Below are 15,895 nucleotides of genomic sequence, written 5' to 3'. Positions count from 1 at the left end.
CTCTATTCTGTTTTATTTTAGGTGCAATACCACCAAAGCCGTCAGATGAAAGAGTTTTGATGAAACTTTATTTTGCATGTTATTTGCCAATTTCCTTTCCTGCTACATAACCAGTTGTCCATGCATTTTGAAAGTTAAAACCACCGGTGATTCCATCTACGTCCAATACTTCTCCGGCAAAAAATAATCCTGGAATTTTAAGGCTTTCAAGTGTTTCAGGGTTGACCTCTGAAAGTGATATACCGCCACAGGTTACAAATTCTTCCTTAAATGTAGTTTTACCATTTACGTTAAACTGGCTGTTTGTCAGAAGGTCGGTCATTCGGTTTAATACTTTGTGTGAAGCTTCGGACCAGATTAATCCGTCGGTAACTTCTGCCTGTTCTGCAAAAGCTTTCCACAATCTTGCAGGAATTCCAAAGCGTGCATGGGAAGTGATTAATTGTTTAGGTGTTTTTGTTTTTTCCCCAATTAGAAATTCTCTTACCTGCTGATCATTCAAATCCGGCACCCAGTTGATTTTACAACTAAACCGGTAATCTTTTTCAGCCAGATCGCGCGCGCCCCAGGCTGAAAGTTTTAATACGGCCGGCCCGCTAAATCCCCAATGTGTAATGAGTACCGGCCCACGCCAGTCATATTTGGTGCTATTAATTTTAACAACAGCATCCTGTACCGAAACGCCTGCCAACGGAAGTAAATAATTGTCAGGTGTATTAAAGGTAAATAAAGATGGAAATGGAGTAATTATATCATGCTTGCTGATCCATTCAAAACTGCTTAATTTGGGATAACCTCCCGTTGCAATTAATAATTTATCTGCATGTAAAATCTCGTCATTTTCCAGAAATATGTTAAAAATATTATCTTTTTGATTAGTAAAAGACTTTACCCCTGTACTGGTCCTGATCGTAATATTTAGTTTTTTGGCTGCTTTTAACATGCACTCAATGATGGTATGGGAAGAGTCAGAAATTGGAAACATTCTTCCGTCTGCTTCTGTTTTTAAGCTTACACCGCGTTTTTCAAACCAGTTTACCGTTGCCTGCGAATCAAAATGATGAAGCAGTTTTCTAAGCAATTTTTCTCCGCGGGGATAATTTTTAATAAAAAATCGAAGCTCTGAAGGTTTATGTGTGACGTTGCATCGACCTCCACCAGATATCCTAACCTTGTTAAGGACAGTTTTATTTTTTTCCAGAATAATGATACTTGCATCAGGAAAAGTTTCTGCGGCTGTGATAGCTGCCATAAAACCCGAAGCTCCGCCTCCAATAATAACAATACGCATAGATATAAATTAGAAAAGAATACAAAAATGAATAGGAAGTTTTAAAAAGTGCTCATTCCTTTCTTATCTTTCATCAATGCTTGAAATATTTTAAATTATTCATGTAAAAACACTATGCAAAAGATTCTGGTGATTGGCTTAGGAAAAGTTGGTTCTTTAGTAGGAACACTATTAAATAAAAGATTTTCAGTGACCGGAGTTGATAAAATGGTTTCATACATTCCCCTGCCTTTCCCGGTTGTAATAGGAGATATTGGCCTGCCTGCATTTTTGGATGAAATTCTTACCGGTTACGATGCAGTTGTGTCATGTATGCCATATAATTTGAATCTGCCTATTGCACGAAAGGCATATGAGGCAGGGATTCATTATTTTGACCTGACAGAAGATGTTGCAACTACCACAGCCATTCGGGAAATGGCAAAAGATAGCAAAGGTGTTATGGCACCACAATGTGGCCTTGCTCCCGGATTCATTGGAATTGTTGGCAGCGATCTTTCCAAACGATTTACCAAATTAAGAGATATTGAGTTGCGCGTTGGTGCGTTGCCAAGATATCCTAATGGCCTGATGGGATATTCTTTTACATGGTCTCCGGCAGGGGTTGTAAATGAGTATATTAACGACGCAGAAGTAATTCATAATGGTGCCAGGAAAATGGTCCCGTCTCTCGAAGGCATTGAAATGATTAATATTGAAGGCCAGGAATTTGAGGCTTTCAGTACTTCCGGAGGCCTAGGTACAATGTGTGAAACTTTTGAAGGCAGGCTGGACACGCTTAATTACAAAACGATACGTTATCCGGGTCATTGCAGTCTGATGAGGTTTATGCTTTATGAGTTGATTCTCAAGGAGAAAAGGGAATTATTGGAGCAGATCCTGACCGAAGCTAAACCACCTGTACAGCAGGATGTAGTATATGTGTATGCGGTGGTAGAAGGCTGGAAAGGAGCACACCTGGAACGCGAGGAATTTTACCGAGCATATCATCCCATAACCATTGATGACAAACATTGGCGTGCTATATCCTGGACCACGGCAGCCTCAATTGCAGCTATAGTAGAAATGGTTGCAAACGGTACTTTGCTGAACAGTGGTTTTATCAAACAGGAAGATATTTCGTTTGATGATTTCCTGAAAACTGAAAATGGAAAATATTTTAACTAATGTTCAATTAATTATTTGCTTTGCCAGATTTAATAAAAATTTTATTTCAAAAGCTATAACAATATAAAATGCTTGATATACAGAAGGTTCTTGATACACTTGGCATAAAACCAATCAATAATGGTGTCAGTACAGGGTTGGAAAGCTGGGATGGAAGTAGTGAAATATTAGTGTCGTTTTCTCCGGTTGATGGAAATAAAATAGCAGAAATAAATACAACGTCAAGATCGGATTATGACAGAGTGATTACATCCGCACAACAGGCTTTTAAAGAATGGAGGGTGGTTCCTGCGCCTAAACGTGGTGACATTGTAAGGCAAATGGGAATGGAGCTCCGTCAGAATAAAACTGAATTGGGTACTCTGGTAAGTTATGAAATGGGGAAAAGCCTTCAGGAAGGCTTAGGCGAAGTTCAGGAGATGATTGACATTTGTGATTTTGCAGTAGGGCTCTCCCGGCAATTATATGGGTTGAGTATGCATAGTGAGCGTACACTGCATCGTATGTATGAACAATGGCATCCACTGGGAATTGTAGGAATTATTTCAGCATTTAATTTTCCGGTCGCCGTTTGGTCGTGGAATGCTATGCTGGCCTGGGTTTGCGGCGACGTTTGTGTATGGAAGCCATCCGAAAAAACACCACTGACTGCTATTGCCTGTAAGAACATTATAAAAGCTGTTCTTAAAAGAAATAATGTGCCCGAGGGTATTTCAGGTATTGTGACCGGTGGCAGGGAAGTAGGAGAGTGGTTAGCTCATGATACAAGAGTTCCGTTGGTTTCGGCAACCGGGAGTACGCATATGGGACGATTGGTAGGTGAGGCAGTTGGAAGAAGGTTAGGGCGTAGTTTGCTGGAACTGGGTGGAAACAACGCAATTATTGTTACACCTTCTGCAGATTTAAATATTGCAATTCCCGGAATTGTATTTGGTGCTGTCGGTACGGCCGGGCAGAGATGTACCTCTACCAGAAGGTTAATTGTTCATGAAGATATTTATGAAGAGGTAAAAAATCGATTGGTAAAGGCGTATGCACAACTACGGATAGGAAATCCGTTGGATGAAAATAATCATGTAGGCCCGCTTATTGATCAACTTGCGGTGGAACAATATGAAACTTCGGTGAAAAAAGTAAAGGAAGAAGGTGGTACATTTCTTATTGAACCACAAATATTAAATGGAGATGAATATGCATCAGGTTGTTATGTTGCACCTTGCATTGCGGAAGTCAGCAATGAATATCATATTGTACAGCATGAAACTTTCGCGCCTGTACTTTATTTGATCAGATACGAAACATTAGAGCAGGCGATCGAAATGCAAAATAATGTGCCGCAGGGATTATCATCAGCAATTTTTACCCTAAATATCAGAGAGTCAGAATTATATCTATCGTCTTCCGGGTCCGACTGCGGTATTGCCAATGTTAATATAGGAACTTCCGGAGCTGAGATCGGAGGGGCATTCGGTGGTGAAAAGGAAACCGGCGGTGGGCGCGAATCGGGTTCTGATGCTTGGAAAGCTTATATGAGACGCCAAACCAATACCATTAATTACGGTGATGTTTTACCTCTTGCACAAGGTATAAAGTTTGAGATAGAGTGATTATTATTTTTAACTTTGTAAGTCAAACAGGTATTCATCGCAAATTAAGAACTTCCAATTACTATTAACAATATGAAATACCAACTCAGTTCCGAACAAATTGCATCAAAAGTAGCTGGCGAAACCGTAATTTTAAACCATAATAAGGGTGCTTATTACGGGCTTGATGAAGTCGGCGTGTTTATTTGGGATGAACTTGAAAAAGGCCCGCAGACTATTGATAATCTTCGTGATGCAGTTATGGAGGAGTACAACATTGATAAGGAAACCTGTAAAACAGACATTGAACTTTTACTGAAAGATCTGGTTTCTGAAAAACTTGTGGAAGTTTTAAAATAGTTACTTTGAGATACACCGAAAAATATTTAGCACGATGGCGTCATTTGTCCGGAGAGGAAAAAATTACTTTTCTGAAAGCGGCTTTGTGTTTAATTGTTGTTAAGGTAAGTCTGATTATATTGCCATTTTCTACTTTTCGCAAGTTTTTTCATTGGTTTTGCAAAACTGCTACGACTCAGGATCTTTCACAAAAGAAAATAGCTACGACTGTTTGGGCAGTGGATACGGCAGCTAATCTTTTACCTTTCAGTCTATTGTGTTTACCTCGCGCATTGACTGCAAAATATCTGCTCCGAAAACTCCCATCGTTGACTTTGGAAATTGGTGTTGAAATTAATCCATCAAAAGCTTTCGAAGCCCATGCCTGGGTAGAAAGAAATGGTTCGGTCATTATTGGCGATTGGTCCGGATCTGTTTCTTATCAGAGGCTTTGGGTTTGGGAATAATTACTATTCATTTATCAGCACTCTATGCATTATTACAAGGCTTTTGGCCTACATATTAATTCCGAAATTGAATTGCCAGAATTAAGTAGTATTGAGCCTCAGGCTTTGTATGATCTTCAAATTAAAATTGGCCCGGTTGTACTTCCCCAATTAAAAAAAACATTAATATACCGCAGAGGAATCAGAGCTGGTTTTGGTCAGGATAATGCAGGAATACTTTATTTGAATTGGGATGGTGTTGGAAATTATAGTGCAACAAATGGTAACTTACTAATATTATCACCGCTTACTACCGACCCTAATTTATTAAGCCTTTTTACAGTCAGCGAAGCTTTGGGACTGATACTATTTCAAAGGGGATATTTCCTTTTACATGCCAGTTCTGTCCAGGTTGGAAATGAAGCCTGGTGTTTTATGGGGAGTCCGGGTGCCGGGAAATCAACAACGGCAGCTGCTTTTGTGAAGATGGGATGTAAGTTATTGAGTGATGATTTAACTGCGATTGGTTTCAATAATAATGGAGAGCCCATGGTTATTCCTGCTTATCCTCAATTGAAAATTTGGGAGAAAACAGTGAATGGACTTCAATATGATAAGTCAGAGTTACAACCTGTTAGTGAGGGGGTTAATAAGTTTTCATATCAGCCTAAGATAGGTTTTACGCACGAACCTATCAGACTAAAGGAAATCTTTTTTTACACAAAGCACGAAATCGCCCGGCTGTTCAGGCATTGACCGCACCTGAAATCCCTACCGAAACACTTAAAAATTTTCCATTGCCAGTTCAGCTTTTAAAAGGACTTGCTTTGAAAAATCATTTTTCACAAAGTTTTCAATGTGCAAAAAGTGCAAACATGTGGCGTAAAAGAAGACCAAATGGATTTGCTTTATTGGAAGAATGGGTAAAAATGAATGTATCTGCTGTAATAACCACAGATGAAAATGCATAAAATCCAGGTTTCCACTGAATTGTCAATTTTAATCAATGCTGCTTTAAAAGATGAAAACGATCTGCCTATTTCTGTAAGCAGAAATGAACTAAATTGGGATTCTTTAATGAAACTGGCAAAATGGCATCAGGTAAGGCCATTGTTATTTGACTATCTGGGTAAAAACAGGAATATGCAGGTTCCTGAAAAATATAATCAGCTTCTAAGAGATTCTACAATCACACAGGCAGTTACCAATATGAGTTTTCTGCGCACCTCAATTGACTTTTATGAACAACTAATAACAAGCGGGGTCCAGGCTTTCCTGATGAAAGGCGCATTATGGGCCTGGATGTTATATGACAAACCTGGTGCAAGGGAATTTGGTGATATAGATTATTTTATTAATAAACATGATATTAAAGACAGCCTGAAAATTTTGTCACGCAATGGTTTTGAACCGGACGCCTATCGTACTTTTCTACTCGAAAAAAGGAGAATTGCAGAATTATACCTGAAGACGGATTATCAATTACCTTTGCAGCCCATCGACGAGAATACATTGCAATCTCTTGAAATTCAGTGGAATTCCAGTTATCCCAGATATTGTTACTCTTTTACATGGGACGAACTAACTACAAGAATGATGGATTTTCGTGTAGTAAACACAAGTATAAAGGTGCCTTGCATGGAAACCCAGCTTTTAATGATGATTGTTCATCATGCAGGAGTGGAGCAATGGGATAAACTTAAATATGTTGCTGATTTTTTAAGGTTGCTAAGGTTAGAAGCGCACCGCCTTGATTGGAATTATATTTCAGAAACAAGCAAATCAAAGGGATTTCATCGCCTGATCATGGAATCACTTGGTTTAATCCGTGAAATTACGGGGGAAGATTATTTAAAATATTCTCCGGATTCGGGCCACGAAAATTATCCGGATGCACAATTAATGAAAAATATTATTGATCACTGGGAAAATGGGCGTCCGGTGCTTAAAACCAAATCCTGGAGAATATTTAAATACAATATAAGGTATCGCGACCGCTGGAAAGATAAGATAAATATCATTTTTGGACATCTTGCTTATTTAACAGAATGGCAGCTTTTATGGCAAAAATTTGTTTGGTACAGAAAGAAATCTTTTTAAAAAAGTGAAACTGTAATAATCCCGGAAATACTGTTTCCTGGTGCCAGTATATTTAAACCTTCTCCATTATTAAATGCATCTACATTTCCTGTTAGGGGTTCAATTGCGACACAATCTTTGGCTGGCGGAGTATAAATCACCAGATAATTAAATTTCCCTTCCCCGGTTTCCTGTTCAATTCTTAGTGTTATATGCTGGTTGTCTGAAATCAATTCCGTAACAGCAGACTTCGTTTCGGATTTTACTATAAAACAATTGTCCAAAACCTTCCTGTACAACAGCATAGGCTGTTCATAGTTGAAGGGTTTTGTTCCGATTGGAATCATGTTATTGTTGAAATCTACAATATGGTCGGAAGGAATATTTATTTTCCAGGCATCAGTCATTTCATTTCCAAGTAAAAAATAAGGGTGCCAGCCGAACATAGCAGGACATGGTTCTGTTCCTGTGTTCGTCGCCTCATATTTTAATGTAAATCTGCCATCGCTGAATAAGGTATACAGTACCGAAAAGTTTACGTCGAATGGGTATCCTTCAAGATCTTTTAACGGGAAAGAAAATTCTATACTTGCACTATCCTGATTAATGGATTGTTTTTCAAAATTAAACTTCTGCTTTCTTACCAAACCATGTATTGCGTTAGTTTTACCAGCCTCGTTTTTACCAAGCTGATATTCCTTTCCTAAAAATGTATATTTCCCTTCCGGAATACGGCTTGCAAACGGAAAAAGTAATTCACTTGCACTTTGTGTATCTTCTGTCAATGCATTTGGAGTCGGCGGAGTTTTAAGTACCGAATACAAGGTTAATCCTTTACGGAGGGAAAGCTGGCGTACAATTCCTCCAAGTTCAGGAATTACAACAAAGCGGTTTCCTGATGTACTTTCCTGAATAATATACTCAGTAAGTTCTCCAAATTCCTGTTTAAATATTTCGAAAGGCATGAATTTAATGGGTTTAGATAAATTAATTTCCAATGGTAAATTAAACAATAATAGCCGGACAGAATGCACTGACCGGCTATTATTTAAAGAATAAATATTCTATTTCTTAATCGTTTGAAGCATCTTTATCTTCGGCAACCATTTCTTCTTCCTTCGCTTTTGCCAAAGCCTTATCCTGTTCCAATGTTTGTTTTACTACTTCTTCATGGATCGCAGCCTCTTCATTAGAACGACGGTTGATGTAAGCCTGATAACTGGTTTCTTTCTCGAAAGGACGTTTTCCAATTAATTTTTCAAGATCTGCCTGGAATAGAATTTCTTTTTCAAGTAATTCTTTGGCAAGAACTTCAAGCTTATCACGTTTTTCAAACAACATCGCTTTTACAAACTGATAGGCCTGATCGATCAGTTTTCTGACTTCTTCGTCGATAGCCTGTGATGTAGCTTCCGAGTATGGTTTAGTGAATGAATAATCACTTTGTTTTGAATCGTAATAAGAAACATTTCCAATCCGGTCGTTCATACCATACATTGTAACCATGCTGTATGCCAGTTTGGTTACTCTTTCAAGATCGCTCAATGCACCGGTAGAAATTTTTCCGAAAACGACATCTTCGGCGGCACGTCCACCCAATGTCATACACATTTCGTCAAATAACTGCTCTGTACGATACAAATACTGTTCTCTTGGCAAATATTGTGCATAACCTAATGCTGCAACACCGCGGGGAACAATTGATACCTTCACTAATGGATCAGCATGTTCAAGGAACCAGCCTGCTACTGCATGACCAGCTTCGTGATACGCAACAATTTCCTTTTCCTCAGGAGATATCAGTTTGTTTTTCTTTTCCAATCCACCAATAACGCGGTCCATTGCATCCTGGAAATCCTGCATAGTTACTTCGTCCCTGTTGCGACGGGCTGCAATCAAAGCGGCTTCGTTGCAAACATTAGCAATTTCTGCCCCTGCAAATCCGGGAGTCTGAGAAGATAACTTCTGAATATTTACATCAGTAGATAATTTCAAAGGTTTTAAATGAACTTTGAAGATTGCTTCGCGACCAATTACATCCGGTTTATCAACTGAAATCTGGCGGTCAAAACGACCCGGGCGAAGTAACGCCGGATCTAATACATCTGGTCTGTTAGTTGCTGCAACAATGATGATACCGGAATCGGTAGCAAAACCATCCATTTCAACCAAAAGTGAATTCAGTGTATTTTCACGCTCGTCATTAGAACCTGGCATATTACCACCACGTCCGCGGGAACGGCCAACGGCATCAATTTCATCGATAAAGATGATACAAGGAGCCTTTTCTTTAGCTTGTTTAAACAAATCACGAACCCGTGCAGCTCCAACACCAACAAACATTTCAACAAAGTCAGAACCAGACAATGAGAAGAAAGGAACACCTGCTTCGCCAGCTACTGCTTTGGCTAAAAGTGTTTTACCAGTTCCCGGAGGGCCTACAAGTAGTGCACCCTTCGGAATTTTAGCGCCGAGTTTCTTGAATTTGTCAGGGCTTTGCAGATATTCAACAATTTCTTTGATCTCTTCTTTCGCTTCGTCAAGGCCGGCAACATCGTTAAAAGTAATTTTAACCTTATTTTCAGCGTCAAAAAGTGTCGCACGTGAACGGCCGATATTAAAGATCTGGCCACCTGGTCCAACACCACCTGACATTCTGCCAAGAATAAAATACATGACAAGGATCATGACAATGAAAAAGCCCCAGGTTCCCAGAAAACTTGTCCAGTCGTTTCTTGTGTCTACAACAAGTTCAGCCTTATCACCGTCAGGAATACCTTCCTGCATTTTATCAAAATCCTTTTTAAAAGTTTCTGCTGATGTTACCTGAAATTGGTAATGAGAAGCCGATTCACCTCCAAAATAATTGTTCTCTTTCGTTATAACCTTGTATTTATCTTCCTTAAGAACTTCTGGTTTCAGAGTAATCTCAACAGATTTATCATTTACAATGGTTACTCTTGCTACCTCTTTGTCGGCCATCATTTTCTCGAAACGTTTTTGAGTCGTTTCCCGAACCGTTGATGTCCGGTTAAGGTATGTTATCCCCAGTATAGTAGCTATCAGAGCGGCAATAATCCAGCCCTGATAACCCTTTTGGGGACTTTTAGGACTTAATGGCCCTCGCTTATTATCGTTTTCAGACATTCTGTGTTTTTAATTAAAAGAAATATAATAAACAACATTACGAAGGCGGTGAATGTTCACCGCCTTCGATGATTTATACCACGCTATCTTCGAGGTAAGTTACTTCTGCATCTCCCCAGAGCTCTTCCAGGTCATAATGCTTTCTCCGGTCTTTGTTGAAAATGTGAGCTACAACATCCACATAGTCAATAAGTATCCATTCACCGTTCGCTTTTCCTTCTTTTTGCCAGGGGTCGATATTTGATGATTTATATACTTCGTCTTCAACCGAATTGGCCAAAGCGTCTATCTGTGTGTCGGAGTTTCCCGAACAAATTACAAAAAAATCGGTTATTGAATTTTTTACTTTTCTGAGATCCAGAATTGCTATATCAAGCCCTTTCTTTTCTGTCATTCCTTTAGCTACAAGCTCGGAGAGATCTTTTGATGATAGTTCCTTATTTTTGCGTTGTTTCATGCGTAATTGATTCCCATTTCTATAAACCCTAAAGTAAAGCAAAAAAATTGTACAACTCTATATACGATTCCTTAAATATTGGTAAAAAGGTGATTTATCTGCCATCTTGTCATTCTACAAACGACATAGCGGCTGAATTAGTACATAAAGGTCCGGTGGAGGAAGGCACCATTGTCATAACAGATAACCAGGTTGGAGGCAGGGGACAAAGAGGATCAAAATGGTATACTGAGCCTTCCTTAAACCTGACTTTTTCCATCATTCTCAGGCCGAAATTCATTCCGGTTGCCGAACAATTTCTAATTAGTCAAATGGCAGCTCTGGCAATATATGATTACTTCTCTTTTTACACCAACGAAGTTAAGATAAAATGGCCTAATGATATTTACATTTCAGATAAAAAAATAAGTGGTACGCTCATTGAGAATTCGATTCAGGGAGCATCCATTTCTTATTCGATTGTTGGTATAGGAATCAATATTAACCAGGTGAATTTTTCAAACCCCCGATCCACTTCACTGGCTTTAATAACGGGCTCTATGGCTTCACTGGAAGTTGAGTTTTCTAAACTGGTACATTCGTTGGATGCCGGATATCTAAGACTGAAATCCAAGCTTCAACAGGACCATATCCGTTTATCTTACCTGAGACATCTGCATGGCTACCAGCAAACAATTTCGTTTTTATTAAAAAACGAAATTGTTAAAGGCACTGTAACTGACATTACCAAAAGCGGCAGGTTGTGTATAAAATTTGAGGGTAAGAATGAAATTCAGGAATTTGGTTTGAAAGAAATAGAGTTTTTGTGGGATAAATAATTATCCCCATTTTCCAATAATTCCCATTACCAATGCACAAATGCCCAATCCCAATGATTCCCTTGCAAGTTCAATATTAATACTCCGCATTTGGGTTTCACCAAAAAAATATCCCTTCAAATGACGGAGGCCACTGGTAGATAGCTCCAATTACATATACTGCGGCCATGGCATAAAATACCCACGAGGGCCACAGTTCCTTGAAACTCATGTAACAGGCTAATGCAGCAAAACTGTAAGTAAATATCCAGATACTTGAATCAGGATCGTTGAACTGCAAATAGGAGAAAATGATAAATATAACTCCGAAAACAATTTTAAATAATTTCATATGACATGGGATAATAATGGATCATTGCAAAGATTGCCTGTGATTAGAAGGCAGTTTTTAATCATAAATAACTGTCTTCTAAAAAGTTTTTCGATAAATTATTGGCAAAACTGGCTTAAAGCAGTACCGGCATCGCTGTAACCCAGGCTTGCGGCTTGTTTGAAGTTACCACAGCCCAGATCTTTTTCACCGTCGTACCATTGTGCAAGTCCCAATCCATAAAAAGCCTTGCCATATTGTGAATCCAGTTTAATGGTTTGACGGAAAGCCAAAGTTGCCTTTTTGTAATCTTTCTGACGATAATAAGTATTCCCCAGGTTGTACCAGGCCTGTTTGCTGTTTTCATTAAGCTTGGTTGCTTTTTCAAAGTCAGTTACCGCGGCAGGAATTTTCTCCATCAATACATGCAATTGCCCGCGGTTAAGAAAAACATCTGAGGTGTCGGGTGCCAGTTTTGCAGCCTGGTCGTAGTCCGACAAAGCTGAATCCAAATGATTTTCACTTGTATACAGCAAAGCTCTGTTGAAATAAGGGCGGTAAGAATTTGGTTCTAATTTAATTGACTGGTTAAAGTCCAATAGGGCATTGGGATATTCCTTTAATTCATAATAGGCAACTCCGCGTAAATTAAAAGCTTCGGCATTAGATGTATTTTTTTCAATGGCTTTATTAATATATTCAATGGCTTCTTTGGTTTTTCCTTCATGCATCAAATCCTTGCCTTTTTTTAGGAAAGCATCGGAAGATTGTGAACAGGCAGACAGTAATAATAAAAAAATAAAAAAAATTGACGGGGCATAATGATTCATTTCTAGATGGTTCGCACAAAAGTAGTGCGAAAGACGAAACGAATGTTTTCTTTTTGTCAATAAAATGTCTTTATCTTTGCATCGGCAAATCGGAACTACCAGCTCCTTCCGAATCCCCCAGGTCCTGACGGAAGCAAGGGTAGGTGGTCGATGCGGTGAGATTCTCGGTTTGCCTTTTTTTGTGCCTTTCTATTTCAATTCACATCTTTCTTTTTGGTTTGGTCAGGGTTTTCTACTTTTGTGGAATATTAAACCATACAATCGCTAATATGAAATTTTTCATTGATACCGCAAACCTGAAAGACATTCAGGAAGCTCAGGCCTTGGGCGTTTTAGACGGAGTTACTACTAACCCTTCATTAATGGCAAAAGAAGGAATTACCGGTAAGGATAATATCATGCGTCATTATAAAGCAATTTGCGATTTAGTGGATGGTGATGTGAGTGCGGAGGTAGTTTCAATTGATTTGGCTGGAATGATTCGTGAAGGCGAAGAGCTGATCGAAATCGATGATAAAATTGTGGTAAAAATCCCGATGATCAAAGAAGGCGTGAAAGCTTTGAAATATTTTTCATCAAAAGGAGTTCGTACCAACTGTACGCTAATCTTTTCAGCAGGACAGGCTTTATTGGCTGCAAAAGCCGGAGCAACTTATGTTTCCCCGTTCATTGGCCGTTTGGATGACATTTCAACTGATGGTGTTGCCTTAATTGAACAGATCATGACTATTTATCGTAACTACGGTTTCGAAACTCAGGTTTTAGCAGCCTCAGTACGTCACCCGATGCATATTCTTCAGTGTGCTGAAATTGGAGCTGACGTTATGACAGGCCCGTTAAGTGTAATTGAAGCATTATTAAAACATCCTCTTACAGATTCAGGTTTGGAAAAATTCCTTGCTGACTACGCAAAAGGAAATTCTTAAATAATAACTCCCCGGCATTTGCAAAAGTGTTGGGGTTATTCATTTTTATTATGACTGAAGAGGCATCAGAGCCGATTATTGTATTAGACAGGGCAGATATTTATCAGGGAGACCGGCCTGTTCTGAATGATGTTCATTTTGAGATTAAAGATGGCGAGTTCGTTTTTATGATCGGACGGACAGGAAGTGGTAAAAGCTCGCTTTTAAAAACACTTTACGCGGATTTGTGGCTTCATACCGGTTCTGCAAAAGTAGCGGGCTATGAGCTTCATAATATTAAACGTGCTGATATTCCTCATTTGCGTCGTAAAATTGGCATTGTTTTCCAGGATTTTCAATTACTGTCAGACCGTTCAGTTGAGGATAATCTTTCTTTCGTATTACGTGCAACGGGTTGGGAGGACAAAACAAAAATTTCCATGCGTATTGCAGAAGTGCTTATGCAGGTAGGGCTCGGAACTGCTCAAAAAAGAATGCCGCATCAGCTTTCAGGCGGTGAACAGCAGCGTGTTGTAATTGCCCGTGCAATGCTGAATGAACCAAAAATTCTAATTGCTGACGAGCCAACAGGGAACCTGGATCCAATTGTTGCGGATCAGGTTATGCAGGTTTTCAAAACTATAAATAATGCCGGAACCGCAATACTAATGGCTACTCATAATCACGAATTTATAAGGAAATTTCCTGCACGAGTTTTGAAGTGTGAAAACGGCGCTGTTGTCGAAGGCTGATTTTTTAGCTTAGAGTGAAAAGTTTAAAATTGAAAATATATTATAAATTCCAGACTATAATTTATTCTTATCTAACTCAATACAATCCATACACAACTATAAAAAAATAACAGTTTACAAAGCTATGAAGCTCCGTAAACTGTTAATACTAAATTTCACCGGCGACCCGGTTTTAATTCTTCACTATTTTATTTCGCTTTCAGGTCAATGAAAGGAATAATCATTTCTTCCAGTGAAACGCCTCCGTGCTGGAAAGTATCCCGGTACAGATTAACATACTGATTGTAGTTGTTCGGGTATGCAAAGAAGTAGTCCTCTTTTGTGAAAACGTATGACGTGGAAACGTGCGGTTTTGGCAGGAAAATTCTTTCAGGTTTACGGCAAACCATCAGGTGATTATCATCAAATCCTAAGTTTTTTCCGTGTTTATACCGCAGATTTGTATTCGTTTCACGGTATCCTATAATCTTTACGGGTTTCTGAACGCGAATCATTCCGTGATCTGTGGTCAATATTAATCTGCCTTTCTTTTCTGCCACCTTTTTAATGAAGTCAAGAAGAGGTGAATGCTGGAACCAGGACTTAGTAATAGAGCGATATGCCGCTTCATCCGGTGCCAGTTCTTTAATCATCTGAACATCAGTTCTGGCATGCGAAAGCATATCAACAAAGTTGTAAACCACCACATTCAGTTGGTTATTCAGTAAATTATTGAAATTATCAACCAATGATTTTCCCTGATTTGTATTTAATATCTTATGATAAGATGATTTAATACTACCCATGTGATTGGTTTCAAGTTGTTTTTGAAGAAAATCATGCTCATGGTTGTTCAAACCTTCTTCTCCGTCCGGCGTATTTTCATCGCTCACCCACCATTGCGGATATTTTCTTTCCATTTCGCTTGGCATCAATCCTGAAAATATGGCATTTCTGGCATATCCGGTTGTAGTTGGTAAAATGGAATAATATGACGACTCCTCCTCAATGTTAAAATACTCCTGGAGGATAGGCTGGATCATTTTCCATTGATCATAGCGGAAGTTATCTATCAAAAGGAAAAATAATGGCTCATCAGATCCTTTGAGATGTGGGAAAACTTTTTGTTTCATCAACTGATGCGACATAATCGGTTTATCCTCACGTGGCTCATTCAGCCAGTCTTCATATTTTTCTTCAATAAATTTGCAGAAATTAGCATTTGCATCGCTTTTCTGCATTGTAAATACTTCTGACATTCCCTGATCCTCAGAACTTTCAAGCTCTAATTCCCAATATATTAATTTTTTATAGATGTCTGCCCATTCTTCATGACCAATACGGTCCTGATATTGCATAGACAGATTCCGGAATTCCTGCTGATAACTTAAAGTAGTTTTTTCAGTGACCAAACGCTTATTATCCAGGATTTTTTTACAGAAAGTAATATCTGGTTTGGATTAAGAGGTTTGATCAGATAATCATCTATTTTAGATCCGATAGCATCTTCCATGATATGCTCTTCTTCACTTTTTGTAATCATCACAACTGGCAAATTAGGCTGTTGCTGTTTGATTTGGGCCAGCGTTTCGAGACCAGTCATACCAGGCATCATTTCATCTAAAAATACGATATCAAAACGTTCGTTTTCTATTTTATCCAAAGCATCGGCTCCGCTGTTCACCGGAGTGACATTGTAGCCTTTGTTTGTAAGAAACATTATATGTGGTTTAAGAAGATCAATTTCATCATCGGCCCAAAGAATATTGTACTGCATAAGAATGGTATT

Annotated in this window: 17 protein-coding genes and 1 pseudogene; 10 read left to right on the top strand and 8 right to left on the bottom strand. The window is 38.8% G+C overall.

What is annotated here, in order from left to right; translation table 11 throughout:
• Positions 1 to 79: 79 nt before the first annotated feature.
• Positions 80 to 1,291, bottom strand: a complete 1,212-nt coding sequence (locus tag KZC02_RS06475) for an NAD(P)/FAD-dependent oxidoreductase (RefSeq protein WP_221393357.1) — start codon at positions 1,289 to 1,291, stop codon at positions 80 to 82.
• A gap of 114 nt (positions 1,292 to 1,405) precedes the next feature.
• Between KZC02_RS06475 and KZC02_RS06470 the strand changes: the two genes are divergently transcribed.
• The 7 genes from KZC02_RS06470 (at position 1,406) to KZC02_RS06445 (ending at position 6,929) form a co-directional block, all read left to right on the top strand.
• Positions 1,406 to 2,458, top strand: coding sequence for a saccharopine dehydrogenase C-terminal domain-containing protein (locus KZC02_RS06470; protein ID WP_221393356.1), 1,053 nt, complete (start codon positions 1,406 to 1,408; stop codon positions 2,456 to 2,458).
• Positions 2,459 to 2,526: 68 nt separating this feature from the next.
• Positions 2,527 to 4,065, top strand: a complete 1,539-nt coding sequence (locus KZC02_RS06465; RefSeq protein WP_221393355.1) for an aldehyde dehydrogenase family protein — start codon at positions 2,527 to 2,529, stop codon at positions 4,063 to 4,065.
• Between the two features lie 72 nt (positions 4,066 to 4,137).
• Positions 4,138 to 4,404 carry a PqqD family protein gene (locus tag KZC02_RS06460; protein ID WP_221393354.1) on the top strand — a complete coding sequence of 89 codons (267 nt, stop codon included), beginning with the start codon at positions 4,138 to 4,140 and terminating at the stop codon, positions 4,402 to 4,404.
• Positions 4,405 to 4,409: 5 nt separating this feature from the next.
• Entirely contained in the window at positions 4,410 to 4,850 is a 441-nt protein-coding gene (locus tag KZC02_RS06455) for a lasso peptide biosynthesis B2 protein (RefSeq protein WP_221393353.1), read from the top strand.
• Between the two features lie 24 nt (positions 4,851 to 4,874).
• Complete coding sequence (locus tag KZC02_RS06450) at positions 4,875 to 5,585, top strand: serine kinase (protein WP_229254029.1); 711 nt, start codon at positions 4,875 to 4,877, stop codon at positions 5,583 to 5,585.
• Positions 5,582 to 5,800, top strand: a complete 219-nt coding sequence (locus tag KZC02_RS31525) for a hypothetical protein (RefSeq protein ID WP_229254028.1) — start codon at positions 5,582 to 5,584, stop codon at positions 5,798 to 5,800. Before KZC02_RS06450 ends, KZC02_RS31525 begins: the two co-directional genes overlap by 4 nt.
• A complete protein-coding gene (locus KZC02_RS06445; RefSeq protein ID WP_221393352.1) occupies positions 5,793 to 6,929 on the top strand; it encodes a nucleotidyltransferase family protein in 1,137 nt (378 codons plus the stop codon). Before KZC02_RS31525 ends, KZC02_RS06445 begins: the two co-directional genes overlap by 8 nt.
• Here the strand turns inward: KZC02_RS06445 and KZC02_RS06440 are convergent.
• The 3 genes from KZC02_RS06440 to rsfS form a co-directional block, all read right to left on the bottom strand.
• Positions 6,926 to 7,873, bottom strand: a complete 948-nt coding sequence (locus KZC02_RS06440; RefSeq protein ID WP_221393351.1) for an aldose 1-epimerase — start codon at positions 7,871 to 7,873, stop codon at positions 6,926 to 6,928. The two genes, KZC02_RS06445 and KZC02_RS06440, sit on opposite strands and share 4 nt — an antisense overlap.
• A 106-nt stretch (positions 7,874 to 7,979) precedes the next feature.
• On the bottom strand, positions 7,980 to 10,055 hold the full coding sequence (ftsH, locus tag KZC02_RS06435; protein WP_221393350.1) for an ATP-dependent zinc metalloprotease FtsH: 2,076 nt from the start codon (positions 10,053 to 10,055) through the stop codon (positions 7,980 to 7,982).
• A 73-nt stretch (positions 10,056 to 10,128) separates the two neighbouring features.
• A complete protein-coding gene (gene rsfS, locus KZC02_RS06430) occupies positions 10,129 to 10,512 on the bottom strand; it encodes a ribosome silencing factor (protein WP_221393349.1) in 384 nt (127 codons plus the stop codon).
• A 47-nt stretch (positions 10,513 to 10,559) separates the two neighbouring features.
• Between rsfS and KZC02_RS06425 the strand changes: the two genes are divergently transcribed.
• Complete coding sequence (locus KZC02_RS06425) at positions 10,560 to 11,330, top strand: biotin--[acetyl-CoA-carboxylase] ligase (RefSeq protein ID WP_221393348.1); 771 nt, start codon at positions 10,560 to 10,562, stop codon at positions 11,328 to 11,330.
• On the opposite strand, the gene KZC02_RS33240 is transcribed toward KZC02_RS06425, so the two are convergent.
• The 3 genes from KZC02_RS33240 to KZC02_RS06415 form a co-directional block, all read right to left on the bottom strand.
• Positions 11,331 to 11,420 carry a hypothetical protein gene (locus tag KZC02_RS33240; RefSeq protein ID WP_409014247.1) on the bottom strand — a complete coding sequence of 30 codons (90 nt, stop codon included), beginning with the start codon at positions 11,418 to 11,420 and terminating at the stop codon, positions 11,331 to 11,333.
• Positions 11,421 to 11,427: 7 nt separating this feature from the next.
• Positions 11,428 to 11,661, bottom strand: a complete 234-nt coding sequence (locus KZC02_RS06420; protein WP_310590416.1) for a transmembrane 220 family protein — start codon at positions 11,659 to 11,661, stop codon at positions 11,428 to 11,430.
• A gap of 98 nt (positions 11,662 to 11,759) precedes the next feature.
• On the bottom strand, positions 11,760 to 12,470 hold the full coding sequence (locus KZC02_RS06415; protein WP_221393347.1) for a tetratricopeptide repeat protein: 711 nt from the start codon (positions 12,468 to 12,470) through the stop codon (positions 11,760 to 11,762).
• A 269-nt stretch (positions 12,471 to 12,739) separates the two neighbouring features.
• Between KZC02_RS06415 and fsa the strand changes: the two genes are divergently transcribed.
• Together fsa and KZC02_RS06405 are read left to right on the top strand one after the other, a co-directional pair.
• A complete protein-coding gene (fsa, locus tag KZC02_RS06410; protein WP_221393346.1) occupies positions 12,740 to 13,396 on the top strand; it encodes a fructose-6-phosphate aldolase in 657 nt (218 codons plus the stop codon).
• A 50-nt stretch (positions 13,397 to 13,446) separates the two neighbouring features.
• Positions 13,447 to 14,127 carry a cell division ATP-binding protein FtsE gene (locus tag KZC02_RS06405; RefSeq protein ID WP_221393345.1) on the top strand — a complete coding sequence of 227 codons (681 nt, stop codon included), beginning with the start codon at positions 13,447 to 13,449 and terminating at the stop codon, positions 14,125 to 14,127.
• A 188-nt stretch (positions 14,128 to 14,315) separates the two neighbouring features.
• Here KZC02_RS06405 and KZC02_RS06400 read toward each other — a convergent pair.
• Positions 14,316 to 15,883: pseudogene (locus tag KZC02_RS06400) on the bottom strand (PglZ domain-containing protein).
• Positions 15,884 to 15,895 lie beyond the last annotated feature (12 nt).

It is taken from the genome of Dyadobacter sp. NIV53 (assembly GCF_019711195.1).
GTDB lineage: Bacteria > Bacteroidota > Bacteroidia > Cytophagales > Spirosomataceae > Dyadobacter.
Note: the sequence above shows the minus strand (reverse complement) of the source record. Positions and strands in the feature narration are given on the sequence as shown.